The following is a 16,855-nucleotide window of genomic DNA, read 5'->3' as shown; positions in this document are numbered from 1 at the left end:
CACGGACGGCCGAAAAACCTCCGCTGCGGACACGGCCTCGCGGAATGAGAAGCGAGCCCGTCACGGCGGTGGCCCTCTCCCCCCTGCATCCTCTCCGGGTGGCGCGACCCATCACCGCAAGCCAGTTGAACGCGCTCAACTATGGAGTGGGGTGACCCGGTGTTCGGGCGGCGCTTGCCGTCCGGGCGCCCGAGCGCCCGGACCACGGCCCGTCACCGGGCCGAAGAACCACAGGTCAGCCGCCCGACACTGCCGCCGCCCGAGCGGTCCCAGTGTGCGGCCGCCGCGAGGACGGCGGCGGCCGCGCCCGTTCCGAGTACGGCGCCGGCGACGACGTCGCCCGGGTAGTGCACCCCCGTGTGGACGCGCGAGTAGCCCACGGCACAGGCCAGCAGGCCGAGAGGGACCGTGACGGCCGGGAACGCGGGACCGACCGCCGCCGCGAAGGCGACGGCGGAGGCGGTGTGGCCGGAGGGGAACGAGGCGGACGCCGGCATGGGGACATGCCGACCAGGGAACGGCGAGTCCTCGGCACGGTGCGGGCGTGGCCGCCGCACCAGACGCTTGCCGAGCAGATTGGCCGTGGTGGAGGCGACGCCGATCGCCGCGACGCCGAGCACCGCGGCGCGGCGGGAGCGGCCGGGGCGAAGAGCCAGGGTGGCGGCGATCAGGAGGGAGATCTTGGAGTGGTCGGCCGCCGCGGACAGCCGGCGCAGCGCCGAGTCCAGTGCGGGTGTGCTGGTGACCGTCACGGCCTCGTAGAGGGCCTGGTCGAGGCTGGCGAGGTCGCGCAACAGGCCCTGCGGTACTCGTTGTTGCCGAGTCCGACGGTCAATCATGGCTCTGCTCCTGGTTCTTGTCGCGTGCGGAGGTTGCCCGGTCGTGGCTCTCGCGTGCGCGGGGTGACAGGTCGAAGGCGAGGCGCACGACGCGGTACCAGTCGACGGTCGGGGCGACGTACGGTGCGCCGGGACGTTCCCGCGGCACGCGGACTCGCAGCACGCCGGGCCGTATCGAGCACACGACGGGCGGAGGCAGGACGAGTGCCTCGCCGTCCACGGCCACCGGGATGGTCTCCTCGTCGGACTCCACGACGACGCTGCGGGACGTCAGGGTCGTGATGCCGCTGGCCCGCTCCCCCAACAGCGCCAGTTCGGCGGCTTGTACTGCGCCCCCGACCCGGACCGCGATCACGCCGAGCTCGCCCGTGTCCAGCCGTTCCCTGCGGCCACCGGTCAGCGGATCAGCCCGTGCATAGGGGTTGTTGCTGACCAGCACCGCCTGCGGGGCCTCCAACCGCTCTTCGTCGGTCCGGGCATTGAGTGCGGCGCCCGCCTCGCCCGCCAGCAGGTCCGGCAACTGGTCGAGCGCGGTAACCGCTTTGGCGTCGCGGTAGTCGGGGTTCTGCACGATGTGCGCGTACGTACCGAACGACGCGGTGTTGACGAACGGCCGGCCGGAGATGTCACCCAGGTCGACGCGGAGTTCCACACCGTCCGCCAGCGCCTCCAGGCTGTTCACCGGATCGTCCCGGTCCAGGCCGAGGTCCATGGCGAAGTGGTTGCGGGTGCCGGCCGTCACGACCATGAACGGCAGACCGTGTTCGGCGGCCACTCCCGCCACCAGGGCCTGGGTGCCGTCGCCGCCGGCGACACCGAGCAGGTCGGCTCCCTCGGCGACGGCCTGCCGGGCCAGGGCCACCGGATCCGGATCCGTGTCGAGGTCGAGCAGGATCACCCGCGCACCGAGCGCCTCGGCCCGCTCGACGAGTCCGTACCGCCCGACCTTCCCACCACCCGACTTCGGATTCATGATCAGCACGGCCCGGCGGGGCGGGCGCACCGTGCGGGTGTGCATGCCGTGGGGCTTGCGCAGCCGGCGCAGGGCACTGCGCGCACAGCCGAGCGCGGCCGTCCACGCCGCGAGGGCGACCACCGCGACCACCCACAGGCCCGACACGGCGTACAGCACCAGGACACCGACGGGCGCGGTGACCGCCAGCAGAGCACCGAGGAGCCGGGCGATTCCGCGGTGCGCCAACGCCCACCACAGACCCGCGCCGGCCAGCCCGAGGCCCGCCAGACCCAGTAGCAGGATGAACCCATGGCCGGTGCCCGCCACGACCGCGGCCACCGCTCCCGCGACGCACAGCAGGGCGAGACGCGCCAGGGCCCGCGCCGAGCCCAGACCCGCGTCGGGTCCGTGGCGTTCCGTCTCGCGCGTCGTTCCGGTCTCGTTCACTGTCGCTTCCCGGTCATGGATGAGGCTGACGGCCACCATCGCGGCGGGTACCCAGTCGGCCCGTCACTCCGGCGATTCCTGTCGGTGTCCATGCAACGTACGCGGTGTGTCCCGCCTCGCCGCCGACCGGGCCCGGTCGGCGGCACGAGCTCAAGCCGGGAAGCAGGGCGCGGTGGCGTCTCGGTCCGCTGATACCGGGAGTCCGCCGTTTCCCGACCTCGTTGTCCCTGTCCGCCACCCCGTCTCCTCACAACCATCGGTGATCGACCGAGCCTCGACGACACCCATCGCAGAGTGGATCAAGAGTACAGGCCGGCTCCCGCCGACCCCGTCGGACACCGGATCCGACGCTCCGCCCTGCCCCTGACCGGAATACCTCAAGCCCTGAACTTCCCGACGTGACGGGCGTCGCGGCCGCGTGCCGTAGTGGCCGCTCAGAGGTGGCCGTCCAGGATCTCCCGTACCTCGGCGACGGTCATGGGCCCCGTGCCGTGCGCCACCGCCTCTCCCTCCTTCAGCAGGACGTAGGACGGGGCTCCGGTGATCCCGTATCGCTCGGTCGCAGCCGGACAACGGGTGATGTCGGCGCGGACGGCCGTCAGGCGGCCCGTGTAGTCGTCGGCGATGCCATCCACGACGAGGTCCATCACCCGGCAGGGCTCGATTGCCTTGGGCCACGTCCCGGTGAAGTATGCGAGGACGGGAACCCGGCTCATCCCGAGGATGAAATCGAACTCCGCGTCCTCACGGGGTCGGTGAACCCTCTGCGCCATGGAAGCTCCTGACCTCACGTTCCGTCATTCCGTCCCCATCATCCCTCGTGCGTTGTGGCAGCCCCCGAATCACAGTGCCCCTATGCGTCAGCTGCCCCGAAGACCGACCGCCAGCGTCAGTTCAAGGACCCGCTGTGGCGCTGCCAGATCCGGGAACAGCTCCCGCAGTTGCGACATCCGGTACCGGACCGTCTGGGGATGGACGAACAGCGCCGCCGCCACCTCGTCCCGCCTCCCCTGGTGCAGCAGCCACGCCCGCAACGTCTCCTCCAGCCGCCGCGCGGTCGCGGCAGGCAGGGTCCGCAGTGGTGCGAGGGCTCGGGCCCGCAGGTCGGCGTAGGCCTCCGCGTCGGCGCTCAGTACCAGCTCGGGCAGGTGGTCCTCGGTGTCGCGGATGTCGGAGGAGAGGGAACGCGCGCGTACGGCTCGTGCGTACGAGGCGGACGCGCGGGTCCATGGCCGGGCCGGGCCGGCCACGGCGGTGCGGTCGGTCAGCTGCCGCAGGAGATGGGATCGGTCGGCGTCGGGGACGAGCAGCACACCGGTGGCATCCGGAAGATCGTCGAGGACGAGGGTGCTCGGGTCGAGCGTGCGGTAGGCGGGCCTCGCCTGGGCGGCGGGCAGCAGGACCGCGGTCAGGGAGACCGGGGGCTGCCACCCGGCCCGTTGCGCGGAGGCCAGCAGTACGTCCGGGCTCGCGCCGGCGAGGAGGTCGCGTGCCAGGTGTTCCAGGTGGCGCTCGTGGGCCCGGCCCCGGGCGGCCAGTTCGTCGGCGTGGCCCGCGGCGCTCGCGGCGGAGAGCTCGTCGATGTAGGCGAAGGTCAGCTCGGCGAAATTCGCGACCTCGGCGGCGGGCAGGCCCGCGGGTACGGCACCCGCCGCCAGGCATCGCCAGGCCACGCGGGCGCCGACGCGGTAGGCGCTGAGCAGGGCGTCCATCGAACGGCCGTCGCGGACCTCGCCGCGGCCCAGGTCGTAGGCCGCGTCACCGCCGTCGCCGCCCGTGGCAATGCCGCTCGCGAGGTCCAGGTAGTGCCCCAGGGCGGTGCGGACGGCCCGGCGGATGGTGCCGCCCATGGGGCCCGACAGGGCGTTGGCGTAGGGCGGGACCTCGTCGATGATCGCCTGGACGACCTCGTCGGCGGTGCTCGTCAGCGCGGCCCGGAGTGCTGTGACCGTCGTCTCGTCCAGGGCCAGTTCACCGGCCCTCTGGATTGCATGGCTCACGATTTTGTTCCCTGCGAACAATTCTGCCGATCAGATTCACGCCCTACGGACAGGACTTTACGCCTTCCGGCACAGCAGGCTGGAGTCATGACGAGTACAGCCCTTCGCAGCAGGGCGTGGAAACTGCTGGAGATGGTCACGACGCCGCTGCTGCCGTCGGACTACCTCGACCTGGTCAGCCCGCTGCGCGCGGGCGCCGACCTGCGTGGGCGCATCGAGGCCGTGCACCCGGAGACGGGTGACGCCGCGACCGTCGTGATCAGGCCGGGGCGGGGCTGGCGCGGCCACACGGCCGGTCAGTACGTGCGGATCGGGGTGGACGTCGACGGGGTGCGCCTGTGGCGTGCCTACTCCCTCACCTCGCCGACCGACCGCCAGGACGGCCGCGTCACGATCACCGTGAAGGCGATCCCGGACGGCAAGGTCAGCAACCACCTGGTCCGCAGGACCAGACCGGGCACGCTGATCCATCTCGACCAGGCGACCGGTGACTTCGTGCTGCCGCGGGCCAGGCCCGCCAAGGTGCTCTACCTGACGGCCGGCAGCGGCATCACGCCCGTGATGGGCATGCTGCGCGACACCGAGTTCGACGACGTCGTCATGGTCCACTCCGCGCCACGGCCGCAGGACGTGATCTTCCGCGACGAACTGCACGGCCTGGTCGCGGACAAGAAACTGCGCCTCACCGAGGTGCACACCGACACGGACGGCATGCTCGACATCGCCCGTCTCGACGAACTCGTGCCCGACTGGGCCGAGCGCGAGACCTGGGCCTGCGGGCCCGCGGGCCTGCTCGACGCCGCCGAAGAGCACTGGACCGAGCACGGCGTACATGAGCGCCTGCACACCGAACGCTTCCGCCCCGGCATCGTCGTCACCGGCGACGGCGGCGAGGTCACGTTCAGCGCCACCGGCAGGACCATCGACGCCGACGGCGCCACGCCGTTGCTTGACGTCGGCGAGGAGGCCGGTGTGCTCATGCCCTCCGGGTGCCGCATGGGCATCTGCTTCGGCTGCGTCTCGCCGCTCAAGTCGGGCGCCGTCCGCGACCTGCGCACCGGCGAGATCACCGAGGCCGAGCCGGGCGTCCTCATCCAGACCTGCGTGTCCGCCGCCGCGGGCCCCTGTGACATCGAACGGTAGGAGCATCTTGACCGCCATCGACCCCACCGCCCACCTGACCGCGGAGCAGATCGAGGAGCTCGGCCGCGAGCTGGACGCGATCCGCGACGAGGTGATCGCCGGCCGCGGCGAGAAGGACGCCGCGTACATCCGCAAGGTCATCTCGGCGCAGCGCAGGCTCGAACTGGTCAGCAGGGGCGTGCTGTTGTTCTCGTTCTTCCCGCCCGCCTGGGTACTCGGCACCGCCGGTCTCTCCGTGGCGAAGATCATGGACAACATGGAGATCGGCCACAACATCCTGCACGGCCAGTGGGACTGGATGCGGGACCCGAAGATCCACTCCACCACCTGGGAGTGGGATCACGTCTCGCCGGCCGACCAGTGGAAGCACTCCCACAACGAGCTGCACCACACGTACACCAACGTGATCGGCAAGGACAACGACCTCGGCTACGGCATCATGCGCGTCGACGAGGACCAGAAGTGGTATCCGTTCCACCTCGGCCAGCCGCTGTGGAACTTCCTCAACGCCTGCTTCTTCGAGTACGGCATCGCGGCGTACGACCTGGAGCTCGGCAAGAACCTGCAGAAGCGCCGCCGCAAGAACCCGGAGTTCCGCGAGCGGGCCAGGGCCGTGGGCCGCAAGATCCGCAAGCAGGTGCTCAAGGACTACGTGATTCACCCGCTGCTGTCGGGCCCGTCGTTCCTCACCACCCTCGGCGCCACGTTCACCGCCAACCTGGTCCGCAACATCTGGTCCCACTCGGTGATCATGTGCGGGCACTTCCCCGAGGGCGTGCAGGTCTTCGAGCGCCGGTCCATCAAGGGCGAGACGCGCGGCCAGTGGTACCTGCGCCAGATGATGGGCTCGGCGAACATCAGCGGCAGCAAGGCCATGCACTTCATGACCGGCAACCTCTCCCACCAGATCGAGCACCACCTGTTCCCGGACCTGCCGAGCAACCGGTACGCCGAGGTGGCGGTGAAGGTGCGCGCGCTGTTCGAGAAGTACGAGCTGGAGTACGTCACCGGGCCGCTGCCCAAGCAGGTGTTCTCCGCGTGGCACAAGGTCTTCCGGCTCTCGCTGCCGAACAAGACGACCAAGGCCGAGACGCCGGACCGCGAGCGGGAGCTCGTCGCGGCCTGACTCCCGGTATTGGCAGGCCGCTGGCGGCAGCCGCGAACGATGTTGACGTCGACCACGACCAGGTACGGCTTCAAGCACTCGTCGTCGGCGGTCAGCGGCCGGCACCACTCCGACGGGCGGTACGTCGACCTGCGCCTCGCTCCTGGCGCCCACCTGGGCCGGACGCGTCCTTGCTCTCCAGAGCCGTCAGCTGGTGCGCGACCGAGGAATTGCTGGAGAGGTGCACGGCCTGGCCGATCTCGCGCATCGACGGTGGACAGCCCTGCCGGTCGGCCGCCTCCCTGATGGAGCCGATGATGGACGCCTGACGGTGCGTCAGCTGCGCCTCGACGGCCCGGGGCCCGGGAGACGTCTGCGGCGGCTGACAGGGTGTTGTCCGGGCCGACGGAGGGCGGACTCCACACGCACCGACAGGCGACGCGTGCGTGACGAGGCTCGCCAGATGGACGATTTACGGTTCCGTCCGCGCTGATCGACGATGCACCGTTCGGCCAGGAGGACGGTGGCGTCGTCGCCATGCCGACCATGGGGCTACTGAACTTGAATGAGTGATGTCGGGCCGGCGTGGCCTGTTGCCGATCCACCAGGATCCCCCTGGCCACCCGCGACACCTCTGGCCCGGCAGGGATCGCACGGCTCCTGGCCCAGGCGCAATGAGCCGGGATCCACATCAACATTCGCTGGGAGCCCGGCCGTTGACGGGTGTGCACCGGCGGATCGCGCACCGGTGGAACCGGGCGAAGCGCCCGGAACTGGCTCTGGCCCACGTGCGACGCCCAACTGCTCCGCCGGCCCGGGCAACCCTTTCCACAGACGCATTGTGTCCGTTCAGAATCGTGTGCCTGCTTCCGGCGTGGCAGCAGACATGCGCTGGACGACGGTCAGTGGGATGGACGCGGGCAGCCGGGCTCCCGGCACCGCCGACGGCGCTTGCGCCGGCACAACTCCAACCCGCTCTCGCCATACGGCAGATCGCGGGGCCTGGCCACCGCCGAGCCCTCTCATCGGCCGTGGCCAGGTGGCCCCGGAGTGTCCTGTCCTCCAGCCGCTCGACCCTCGCCCCAACACCGAGCATGACGCCGCGTCAGCAAGCCGAACCAGCGCACCGCTCGACTTCGAACACCCCGGGCACCTCTGGGCGGCTTCCCGCCGCTTCCGCAGCACCAGCGCACAGCCGCCCTGTTCGGCGGCCGACCCCACCCCAACCGTCCCACTCAACCGTCAGCCTTCCGCAGATCCCAGCAGGTCGGCGCCGGTGCCGTCCCGCGATCCCACCAGTTCCCGACTCTCTGTGGACGCGGTGCGGGCCGGGGCCCAAAGATCACCTGCAGCGCTGCTTCCGACCAACACCGCCCAAGCGCTGGACAGTTGGCTTCGGCAGGACTCGAATGCTGCGTCGCTCAGCGGCTCCCGCGTTGCTCACCGCAACCAGACGTCAGAAATGGGAACGTGTCATGAACCTGTTTGACAGCAACCAACTACTGTCCCGCCGCAGGCTGCTGACCCTCGTCGGCGGCGCCGCGGTGGCGACCGCGACCGGCATTGGATTCGCCCAGTCGGCGTCCGCGGCGACCGGCTACGGGATCGACTACTCCGACGCGTCGCTCACCGCCGGTTCGGTCGCCGCGGCGGGCTACGGCTTCGTATGCCGTTACCTCAGCTGGCTGCCGAACCCGAAGGTCCTCACCCTGTCCGAGGCGCAGGCCCTGACCGCCGCGGATCTGGGCATCGTCTCCAACTGGGAGTCCGACGGGCTGCAGGACTGGCAGAGCGGGGTCCCCTCCGACCCGTACGCCCAGGGGGCGGGGCACGCCACTGAGGCGCAGCGGCAGGCGCTGGCCAACGGGATGCCGTCGTCGCGGCCGATCTACTTCAGCGTCGACTTCGACCTTCAGCCCTCCATGTATTCCGCGCTCAACTCCTACTACGACGGCGTCGCCTCGGTGATCGGCCGGTCTCGGACCGGTGCGTACGGCGGCTACCACGTGATCAAGGAACTCTTCGACAACGGGAAAATAGCCTGGGGCTGGCAGACGTACGCGTGGTCCGGCGGGAACTGGGACAGCCGCGCGCAGTTGCGGCAGGTCCAGAACGGCATCTCGGTCGCCGGGCACGACGCGGACCTCGACCAGGCGATGGCCGCCGACTACGGGCAGTGGGGCGGCACGGGCGGCGGCGGTACCGGCGTCATCCTGCCGTCCTGGCCGAACATCACCGACGGCATGTCGGGGCCCAGTGTGCAGGCGGCGCAGTACCTGCTGCGCTACCACGGTGCCTCGATCACCGCCGACGGCCAGTTCGGGGCGGGCACCCTCGCGGCGACCAAGAGCTTCCAGTCCGCGCACGGCCTGAGCGTGGACGGCCAGATCGGCCCGCAGACCTGGTCGGCGCTGATCGTCCAAGTCCAGGACGGCTCCAGCGGTGACGCCGTCCGGGCCGCCCAGGTGGAGCTGAACCGCTTCGGCTACAACCTCACTGTCGACGGCAGCTTCGGCTCCGGCACCGTCAGCGCCGCCCGGGCCTTCCAGTCCGCGCACGGCCTCGGCGTGGACGGCCAGGTCGGACCGCAGACCTGGCAGATGCTCGTGGGTACCGGGTCCGGCGCCACGGGCGGTGGCACCGCCGTGCCGCCCTGGCCGAATGTCATCGACGGCGACACCGGGAACAATGTGCTGGCCGCGCAGTACCTGCTGCGCTACCACGGTGCCTCGATCACCGCCGACGGCCAGTTCGGGCCGGCCACCCTCGCGGCGACCAAAAGCTTCCAGTCCGCCAACGGCCTGAGCGTGGACGGCCAAATAGGCCCGCACACCTGGTCCGCGCTGATCGTCCAGGTCCAGCAGGGCTCCACCGGCGACGCAGTCCGCGCCGCCCAGGTGGAACTGAACAAGTTCGGCTACGGCCTCACTGTCGACGGCAGCTTCGGATCCGGCACCAACACCGCCGCCCGGGCCTTCCAGTCCGCGCACGGCCTCGGCGTGGACGGCCAGGTCGGACCGCAGACCTGGCAGATGCTCGTCGGCAGCTGACCGCGGATCCCCTTCGGGGGCGAGTGTGCGGGGCGGGGCGTTCGCCTCGCACACGCCGGCCGTTCCAGGACTGGTGGATCAGTAGCGGTAACCGGGCCGATGAGGGTCCTCCCAGCGGTCGTCGCCAGTGAGGCCCAGCAGCCGTATTCGGTGAAGCAGTTCTCCTGACGCGCCGTGGGCCCGGAGCCGGGCAGGGGCGTTGCGGGCCAGCCAGGCGGTCAGCTCGGTGCGTTTCTCGTCCTCGTTCTCCCAGGAGTCCCAGGGGAGTTGGTCTCCGAGCAGGTCGTACTCCCACTTTGCCGCCGCTTCGGCCAGGTGGTCGTCGGCCGGGTGGTCGGTCAGCGTTTCCCATGTGGTGAGCCACGGGGTGAGCGTGGCGGATGCCTCGGTGATCAGTGCCAGGACCTCGTACGCGGGTACTGCCGGACCGGGATCGGTGAGCGTGTCGGCCCACCAGGCGTGCAGGAAGTCCCTGACTGCTTCAGCCTGCGCAGTGGGCCATTGCTGCCAATGACCGCGGGCAAACGACTGGCCGACTTCCTCGAACCCGACGTGCGGCTCGACGGAGCCTTTGACCAGAGCCGTGGCCAACTGGGGCAGAATCCGGCGCAGTACGGATGCGTGGTCGCTCCAGTCGGAGGCCTGCCAAGTGCGGTCCAGGAGGTCGAGGTCCAGCTCCGTATCCGGAACCTTGAGTTGCGCGAGTTCTTCGGCGGTTCCCCAGTGGCACTCGCAGTTGTGCTCGTCGGGGCGGGCCGTCATCCCGCCGAAGACGGCGGCCAGGCCGTCGAGTGCGGCGGCGAGGCGAGGTCGTGCGGAGGGCTGGTCGGGGTTCATCATGCCGTTCGCATTCAGGGACTCCGGGAGCTTCCGCGTCCGAAGATCGTCAACTTACCTGGATGGTTCTCAGGCCGCCATCGGCATGACACATCCCGCCAGTTGCAGGCGCCGAGCGCGCCGGCGTACCCGCGCAGCCAGTGCTGGAACCGGGCGGGACAGCAGCGGATATCGGCCAAAGCCGGAGCCTCCGACGCTCAGCTCGAAGCGCTTTGTGCAAGAGTCCTCGCGCATGCAACCGCCGCGCTGCGTCAGCGGTGTTGACGAACGGGGCTCGTGTGCTCCTTCGGACTGCGTGCGAGAGAGCGGAAGGAATCGAGGTAAAACGGGGTGTGCGCGATGACCAGCGCTCGTGTGCCTGCCTTGTGCGGAAGAGAAGCGGCCCGGACCGGGGGCCGGGAGGTCGGGGGCGGCAACGAGCGACAGATCCGCGTCGGAATCGTCGGAATCGGGGGGCGATGAGCGGCGTACTGATCCATGTGCCGCAGGACCCGCCGCTGACGCTACGGCTCGGCGCGGGTGAGGTCGCCCGCTTCGGGCGCGGCTCGGACACGATCGCCGTGGAGTTGCGGCTCGACGATCCGGCGGTGTCGCGGCTGGCCGGGGAGATCCGGGTCAGCGAGGACCACTGGCTGCTGAGCAACCTCAGCGCCACGCAGAGCTATCTGGTGGAGAACCCGGAGGGCGCGGGCGAGTATCTGCGGGTGCCGCCACGCCGCCTCGGGGCGCCCATTCCCTTCGAGTTCGCGCGCGTGGTCCTGCCCACCCGGGACCACCCGGTGAGCTTTCAGGTCTTCGCCCCCGACCATGTCTACCTGGACCCTCATGTGCCCGTCGGCAGCCGGCGTGGCACCCAGACCCTGACCGCGTACTCGCTGGACGAGACCGCCACGTACTTCCTGGTTCTGGTCGCCCTGTGCGAGCCGCGGCTGCGCGACGAGTCCGCGCTGGCCGTTCCCACCACGCCCGAGATCGTCGAACGTCTGCGGCAGCTGCCGCAGTGCGCGCGCCTCACCGCCCGTGGGGTGAGTGCCCACATCGACTACCTCGCCGAGGAGAAACTCCGCATCGTCCTGCCGGAGTCGCGTGACGTGGGCCGGGGCGCCCGCCGCAACGGCAAGCGCGAGGCGCTGGTCGGAATCGCCCTGCGCTTCGGGGTGGTCGGCGAGTCCCATCTCGGGCTGCTTCCGTCACGGTCGGCCGCTTCCGGCAACGGCGGACAGGCGCAGGCGGTGGGCCGGTGAACCGTGGGGCCGAGGCCGAGCGTGTTCCGGCCGGTTTCCGCGTCGGTGGCTGGGAGGTGGGGGAACCCATCGCGGACGGGGGCTGGGGCTGGGTCTACGAGGGCCGGAGCGTGCGCGGTTCGGACGACCACCCGACGGTCGTCGCATTGAAATTCCTGCCCACGTCCGGGCTCGCTCCTCAGCAGGCGCGCGGGCTGCTGGAATGCGCCCACCGCGAGCGCGAGTTCGGGCGCAGGGCGCGGCATCCCCGGCTGATCGAGGTGCTCGACTCGCTCGTACTGAACGAGCCGGACCATCCCGAACTCGACGGCGCGATCGTGCTGGTGATGGAACGTGCCGAGCGCAGTCTGCGTCAACTCCTCGCGAGTGAGACGGGGTTGGCGGCCGGGCAGGCCGAGCGGATCCTGACGCAGATCTGCGAGGGGCTGGCCCATCTGCACGAACTGGGCTGGGTGCACGGCGATCTCAAGCCCGACAACGTTCTCCTGATGGCGGACGGGTCGGTTCGTCTGTCGGATTTCGGGCTGGCCTCGGAGCTCGACGGCACCCACGGCACGCATGCGTGGATGCCGCCCCTGGGCACTCCCGACTATCTGCCGCCGGAGCGCTGGAAGGCCCCGCTGGGCGAGCGCGGTGTGCAGGCGCGGCCGAGCGCCGACATCTGGGCGCTGGGCATCATGGTCCACCAGATGTTCACCGGCGGAACCTCGCCCTTCCCCGGCGCGACCCCGGCCGCTCGGGGAGCCGCGGCGCAGGAGTACGCCGGCGGACGGGTGCCCCTGCGGCTGGATCCCGCCGTACCGCCGTTCTGGCGCGATCTGGCGACCGACTGCCTCGCCCCCACCCACGAGGCACGTGCCGCCTGCACCGCGGGAGTCCTGCTGGCCCGCATCGGTGCAGAAACCCATGACCGCAGCACAGGTGCAGCACGTGCCCACGGGGATCGGCGCCGCCGACGGGCCGTTCTCGGCGCGGCGGCGGCCACCGCCCTGTGCGCGGCAGCGGTCGCCGGATGGGTGTACGTCGCGGACGACAGCGGTGCGAAGCGGGACGGCTCGGTGCATGCCACGAACGTCTCCGACACAGCCGGGCCCGCTTCCATCACGGTGTACAACGTGGAGCCGACCTGCCGGGCCCATGCCGCCGACCGTGATCAGCAGTGCAGCCTCGGTCTGGCGATCGACCCGCTGGCGCCGTACACCGTCACCAACGTGGTGGCCACTCGCGTGTGGCACGGAGACGTCCTCACGGCGCAGTGCCGGTTGCCTCAAGGGCTGCCCGTGACCGACGAGTTCGGCACGCGGTCCACCGAGTGGTACCGCGTCCGGTTGCCGGGCGGCGCGGCCGACTCCACCGCGTGGTTCCCCGCCGTGCGGACGAAGGACCGGCCCGCCCTGCCCACCTGCCAATAGGGCGCCATGTGCACCTGATCCAGCCGGATCAGGTGCACACAGGGATGTCCCGGCCGTCGTTGTCCTTCGCCTCGTCGTTGCCCCATCGGTCGAGGTAGTAGGCGGAGACGTACGCCCGTCCCCGCCCGCCCGGTGTCACCTCGTCGAGGTCGGTCAGCAGCCACCAGTGGTTGTACGCCGAGCCGACCCGTACCTCGTCGCCCCACCTCCTGCACAGGACGTAGTTGGTGCCCTTGCGCAGGGTGCCCTGGGCGGCGCAGCGCGGTGTGCCGTCCTTCGCACAGTCGGCGTCGGGATAGCCGGTGGCGTCGGCGATGGTGTCCACCCAGTACCGGGCCGGCTGCCCTCCCCCGCCGTCGCAGGCGTTGGTGCTGGTGACGCGGGGGAACGGGCCGTCGGGGGTGAGCCGGTACTCGGTGCCCTGGAGTACCGGGTGGACCATCTCGTCCGTCTCGCCGTCGTTGTCGCCGTTGGTGTCGTAGAGCTGCTCGTAGTGCAGATGGGCCTCCTCCGTGCCGACCAGTCCGAGCCACCCGACCGGGTCCCCCGACGCGACCTGCTGGCCCAGGTGGACGTCGATACGGTCCATGTGGAGATAGACGCTGAACCAGCCGCCGCCGTGATTGATCTCGATGCCGCCGGGTTCGAAGAACTCCGTGACCGTGCCGGCGGCGGACGCGGTGACGGTGGCGCCCAGGGTCGGGCCGTCGACGTGGTACATGTCGAGCTTCTTGTCGTCGGGGTCGTGGCCCAGGTACGTCTGCAGCTGCCAGGTCTGTCCGCAGGGGAACGGCAGCCGGAAGTCGGGGCGGGCGGTGGGCGCCGCCGACACGGCCGGTGCGCTCGCGCACAGTCCCGCCGTCATCAGCAGCGCCGTCAGTGTCGCCGCCCAGCCCGCTCTTCCCGTCGGCATCGGCCTCATGGTTCTCGTCCCTTCTTCGCCTCGGTGTGCGGCAACGACGGTGCCGTACCGGGGCTTTGAAGGGACTCCGGCACGTTACGGGGTCAGGTGCCGCACTGGCGGGTCACGCCACCGGTCGCGTCGCCCTTGAGGTAGATGCCGCTGACGTAGCCGACACCGCCCGCGTTCAGGGGCAGTTCGATCCACTTGTCGCTGGTGTAGCCCTCGTCGGTGACGACCTGGCCGGTCTTCCAGCAGTTCGCCGGGTAGCTCTGGTTCGGGTACACCGTGCTGACCACGGCGCAGGAAGTGGAGGCGCAGGAGCGGACGTTGGCCTGCATCCACGCCGTGACGCTCGTCTGCCCGCCGGTGTCGCCGGACGGCTGGAAGGTCACGTCCACCCAGTCGTTGTCGGTCATGCCCAGGCCGTCCCAGAAGGTGCCGTCGGCCACGTCGATGCCGGCCGGGTTGGCGACCCGGCGCCCGAACTCGTCGAGGCCGCCGTTGTAGCCGGACTGGTAGGCCGCCTGCGCCTCGGGCGTGCCCTGCGGGAGATCGCGCCACATCTGCCGCTGCGCGGACGGGTTCCAGTAGTCGTCCTGGGTGTTCCAGGGGCCGACGTCCCACACCGGTGCCGTCTCGCAGCGTCCCGTGCGCTGGTAGCACAGCCGCACCTGGTACTCGTGGCCGCCGTTGGAGGCGAGCATGCGCCGGGACGGCAGCGCGACGAAGTGGTCGCGCTGCTGGATGACGTGACCGTTGGCCGTGGTCTGCCCGGCGAGGCCCTCGCGGGTGGCGAAGATCCGGTACGTCGGGGAGGCCGTGGTCAGTGCGCGGGGTGCCGGGGGAGCCGGCTGGGCGAGGTCGGCGTGCAGGGAGACGGCCGAGACCGCGGGGGCGGCGGTGCGGGTGCCGAGCAGGGTCAGCCGCACCTGGACGACGGAGACGGCCTGCGCCAGCCGTAGCCGACCGGCGCGGTCGGGGGTCGTCCACTGCGTCCACCGTCCGGGGTGATCGCTCCCCCGCACCTCGGTGACCACCTGCGTTCCCGCCGGCATCTGGGCCCGCGGGCGGATGGTGAACGCGTCGGCCTGCCGCCCGAGGCCGCGGGCCGGCGCGGTGTACACGGCGAACGACCTGCCGGGAGCGGACGTGGTGCGGGTGCGGCGGTCGCCGATGGTCAGCGTGCCGTTCCCGCGATGGGCGATGTTGTGCTGGTCGGCCGACACTGCGGCGAGATCGATGCGCCAGTCGGTGGCCGGCCGGGCGGCGGGCTGTTCGTGGCCGGGGCCGTCGGCGGCAGCGGCGGCGACCGGTGGCAGCCCGCCCAGAACCAGCAGGGCGCACAGGCCCCGTATCAGTCGTCTGGTGGTGGATCGCATGAGGCATCTCTCCAACTGGTCGGGAAAACGGTGCGGTTGACGATCCACAGCCCTATCGGCCCGCGCGCCGCCGTGTCATTCCGGAACGTTCCGGATGCCGCCGGCCGAGGGGGCGCGGATAGCTTCCGTGCCGTCCACCAGAAGTCACCGGAGAGGAAGCCCCGTGCGTCTGTTCCCGTCCGCCGGACTCGTCACGGCCGCCGCCGTCCTGCTGCCGCTGACGGCGGCCCTGCCCGCCGTCGCGGCGCCGTCCGCCCCGGCCGCGTTCGCCGCCTCGTGCCCGACCGCCGGGGTCATCACCCAGGGGTACAGCGACAGCCATGACGGCGTCGACATCGCCAACGCCCAGGGCACGCCCATCTACGCCGTGGGCGCCGGCGAGGTCATCGACTCGGGCCCCGCCAGCGGCTACGGGCAGTGGATCCGCATCCTGCACGACGACGGCACCGTGACCGAGTACGGGCACATGTACCAGCGGGACGTCGTCGTCGGCCAGCATGTCCAGGCCGGTCAGCGCATCGCCCTGATGGGCAGCGAGGGCGAGGCGACGGGGCCGCACCTGCATCTGCGGGTCAGGATCGGCACCTCCACCACGGTGCGCGGCATCGACCCGGTGCCGTATCTGCGCGACCGAGGGGTGAACCTGCCCTGCACGCCCGGCGGCGGTGGCGGGCAGGGCACCACCGTGACCGCCTGGGCGCAGGCCAACGTCCGCTCCTGCGCGGCCACTTCCTGCGCCGTCGTCAGCACGGTGTACCCCAACGAGAGCTACCCGGCGAACTGCTGGAAGACCGGCCAGCTCGTCACGGCCGAGGGCTACAGCAACGACAAGTGGATCGAACTGCCCCTGAACGCGGGCGGTGTCGGCTACGTCAGCGCGATCTACCTCAAGGGCGACGACAAGGGCAACGTCAGCCGCCAGTGCGGCTGACCGCTCCCCGGTCCGAACGCCTTCACCCGACTCCCCGCCGCACTCGGCTGCGGGGCACCACCACCCCACCGAAGGGAACACCCATGTCCGTCTCCGTCCTGACCCGCGTCGCGGCGCTCGGCGTCTCCGCCGCGGCCATCGCGCTGCTGCCGGCCGCGACAGCCTCGGCGGCCGACGCCGTGAACACGTTCAGGAACCAGGCGACCAACCGCTGCATCGACGACACCGACGCCGGATTCCGCACCTGGGACTGCAACGGCTCCACCCCGCAGAACTGGATCGTCCACAAGTGGGCCGACGGCACCGTGCAGTTGAAGAACGCCTTCACCAACCGCTGCATGTACGACAGCGACCAGGGGTTCAAGACCGCGAACTGTGACTCCAGCACCAACCAGAGCTGGCTCGTGCACAAGTGGGGCGACAACACCATCGAGCTCAGGAACCAGGCGACCAACCGCTGCATCGACGACAGCAGCGCCGGTTTCCGCACCTGGTCGTGCAACTCCGGTCAGAACCAGAGCTGGTTCTGACACCTGCCCCACCCATCCCCATCCAGCGCCGGGCCGGGGGCACCCCCCCGCACCGGGGGGGACCCGGGCCGCGCTCTGT

Annotated in this window: 15 protein-coding genes; 7 read left to right on the top strand and 8 right to left on the bottom strand. The window is 70.8% G+C overall.

The window, feature by feature from the left end; genetic code table 11:
- Positions 1-212 precede the first annotated feature (212 nt).
- The 4 genes from ACFXC1_RS41195 to ACFXC1_RS41180 form a co-directional block, all read right to left on the bottom strand.
- Positions 213-839, bottom strand: a complete 627-nt coding sequence (locus tag ACFXC1_RS41195; RefSeq protein WP_381252783.1) for a phosphatase PAP2 family protein — start codon at positions 837-839, stop codon at positions 213-215.
- Entirely contained in the window at positions 832-2,241 is a 1,410-nt protein-coding gene (locus tag ACFXC1_RS41190; RefSeq protein ID WP_381252781.1) for a diacylglycerol/lipid kinase family protein, read from the bottom strand. The genes ACFXC1_RS41195 and ACFXC1_RS41190 overlap by 8 nt, the downstream gene beginning before the upstream one ends.
- Positions 2,242-2,675: 434 nt before the next feature.
- A complete protein-coding gene (locus ACFXC1_RS41185; RefSeq protein WP_381252778.1) occupies positions 2,676-3,014 on the bottom strand; it encodes a thioredoxin family protein in 339 nt (112 codons plus the stop codon).
- Between the two features lie 87 nt (positions 3,015-3,101).
- Positions 3,102-4,241: a PucR family transcriptional regulator gene (locus tag ACFXC1_RS41180; RefSeq protein WP_381252776.1), complete on the bottom strand. Its 1,140-nt coding sequence runs from the start codon at positions 4,239-4,241 to the stop codon at positions 3,102-3,104.
- 87 nt (positions 4,242-4,328) lie between these two features.
- Here ACFXC1_RS41180 and ACFXC1_RS41175 point away from each other — a divergent pair, with 87 nt between their 5' ends.
- Positions 4,329-5,384, top strand: a complete 1,056-nt coding sequence (locus ACFXC1_RS41175; protein WP_381252773.1) for a ferredoxin reductase — start codon at positions 4,329-4,331, stop codon at positions 5,382-5,384.
- A gap of 7 nt (positions 5,385-5,391) precedes the next feature.
- Positions 5,392-6,510 carry a fatty acid desaturase family protein gene (locus ACFXC1_RS41170; RefSeq protein ID WP_381252770.1) on the top strand — a complete coding sequence of 373 codons (1,119 nt, stop codon included), beginning with the start codon at positions 5,392-5,394 and terminating at the stop codon, positions 6,508-6,510.
- 91 nt (positions 6,511-6,601) lie between these two features.
- On the opposite strand, the gene ACFXC1_RS41165 is transcribed toward ACFXC1_RS41170, so the two are convergent.
- On the bottom strand, positions 6,602-6,796 hold the full coding sequence (locus ACFXC1_RS41165; protein WP_381252974.1) for a LexA family protein: 195 nt from the start codon (positions 6,794-6,796) through the stop codon (positions 6,602-6,604).
- Positions 6,797-7,964: 1,168 nt separating this feature from the next.
- Between ACFXC1_RS41165 and ACFXC1_RS41160 the strand changes: the two genes are divergently transcribed.
- Positions 7,965-9,539, top strand: a complete 1,575-nt coding sequence (locus ACFXC1_RS41160; protein WP_381252767.1) for a peptidoglycan-binding protein — start codon at positions 7,965-7,967, stop codon at positions 9,537-9,539.
- A gap of 78 nt (positions 9,540-9,617) precedes the next feature.
- On the opposite strand, the gene ACFXC1_RS41155 is transcribed toward ACFXC1_RS41160, so the two are convergent.
- Positions 9,618-10,379: a hypothetical protein gene (locus tag ACFXC1_RS41155; protein WP_381252765.1), complete on the bottom strand. Its 762-nt coding sequence runs from the start codon at positions 10,377-10,379 to the stop codon at positions 9,618-9,620.
- Positions 10,380-10,834: 455 nt separating this feature from the next.
- Between ACFXC1_RS41155 and ACFXC1_RS41150 the strand changes: the two genes are divergently transcribed.
- Entirely contained in the window at positions 10,835-11,620 is a 786-nt protein-coding gene (locus ACFXC1_RS41150) for an FHA domain-containing protein (RefSeq protein ID WP_381252763.1), read from the top strand.
- A complete protein-coding gene (locus ACFXC1_RS41145; RefSeq protein WP_381252760.1) occupies positions 11,617-13,032 on the top strand; it encodes a serine/threonine-protein kinase in 1,416 nt (471 codons plus the stop codon). The genes ACFXC1_RS41150 and ACFXC1_RS41145 overlap by 4 nt, the downstream gene beginning before the upstream one ends.
- A gap of 28 nt (positions 13,033-13,060) precedes the next feature.
- Here ACFXC1_RS41145 and ACFXC1_RS41140 read toward each other — a convergent pair whose 3' ends face one another.
- The gene (locus ACFXC1_RS41140; protein ID WP_381252757.1) at positions 13,061-13,945 is read right to left on the bottom strand and encodes a M23 family metallopeptidase; all 885 of its coding nucleotides are present in this window, start codon (positions 13,943-13,945) and stop codon (positions 13,061-13,063) included.
- Between the two features lie 92 nt (positions 13,946-14,037).
- Positions 14,038-15,315, bottom strand: a complete 1,278-nt coding sequence (locus ACFXC1_RS41135; RefSeq protein ID WP_381252754.1) for an SH3 domain-containing protein — start codon at positions 15,313-15,315, stop codon at positions 14,038-14,040.
- A gap of 163 nt (positions 15,316-15,478) precedes the next feature.
- On the opposite strand from ACFXC1_RS41135, the gene ACFXC1_RS41130 reads away from it, so the two are divergent.
- Together ACFXC1_RS41130 and ACFXC1_RS41125 are read left to right on the top strand one after the other, a co-directional pair.
- Entirely contained in the window at positions 15,479-16,246 is a 768-nt protein-coding gene (locus ACFXC1_RS41130; RefSeq protein WP_381252751.1) for a peptidoglycan DD-metalloendopeptidase family protein, read from the top strand.
- A gap of 83 nt (positions 16,247-16,329) precedes the next feature.
- Positions 16,330-16,776 carry an RICIN domain-containing protein gene (locus tag ACFXC1_RS41125; RefSeq protein ID WP_381252748.1) on the top strand — a complete coding sequence of 149 codons (447 nt, stop codon included), beginning with the start codon at positions 16,330-16,332 and terminating at the stop codon, positions 16,774-16,776.
- Positions 16,777-16,855 lie beyond the last annotated feature (79 nt).

The organism is Streptomyces hokutonensis (genome assembly GCF_042751305.1).
GTDB classification, from domain to species: Bacteria; Actinomycetota; Actinomycetes; order Streptomycetales; family Streptomycetaceae; genus Streptomyces; species Streptomyces hokutonensis_A.
The sequence above is the reverse complement of the archived record's forward strand: the minus strand, read 5'-3'. Positions and strand labels throughout refer to the sequence as shown.

Coding starts and splice junctions, on each gene's coding strand:
- ACFXC1_RS41155 (WP_381252765.1), bottom strand. CDS start 10,379: ATGATGAACCCCGACCAGCCCTCCGCACGACCTCGCCTCGCCGCCGCA.
- ACFXC1_RS41185 (WP_381252778.1), bottom strand. CDS start 3,014: ATGGCGCAGAGGGTTCACCGACCCCGTGAGGACGCGGAGTTCGATTTC.
- ACFXC1_RS41160 (WP_381252767.1), top strand. CDS start 7,965: ATGAACCTGTTTGACAGCAACCAACTACTGTCCCGCCGCAGGCTGCTG.
- ACFXC1_RS41135 (WP_381252754.1), bottom strand. CDS start 15,315: ATGCGATCCACCACCAGACGACTGATACGGGGCCTGTGCGCCCTGCTG.
- ACFXC1_RS41125 (WP_381252748.1), top strand. CDS start 16,330: ATGTCCGTCTCCGTCCTGACCCGCGTCGCGGCGCTCGGCGTCTCCGCC.
- ACFXC1_RS41175 (WP_381252773.1), top strand. CDS start 4,329: ATGACGAGTACAGCCCTTCGCAGCAGGGCGTGGAAACTGCTGGAGATG.
- ACFXC1_RS41150 (WP_381252763.1), top strand. CDS start 10,835: ATGAGCGGCGTACTGATCCATGTGCCGCAGGACCCGCCGCTGACGCTA.
- ACFXC1_RS41140 (WP_381252757.1), bottom strand. CDS start 13,945: ATGCCGACGGGAAGAGCGGGCTGGGCGGCGACACTGACGGCGCTGCTG.
- ACFXC1_RS41195 (WP_381252783.1), bottom strand. CDS start 839: ATGATTGACCGTCGGACTCGGCAACAACGAGTACCGCAGGGCCTGTTG.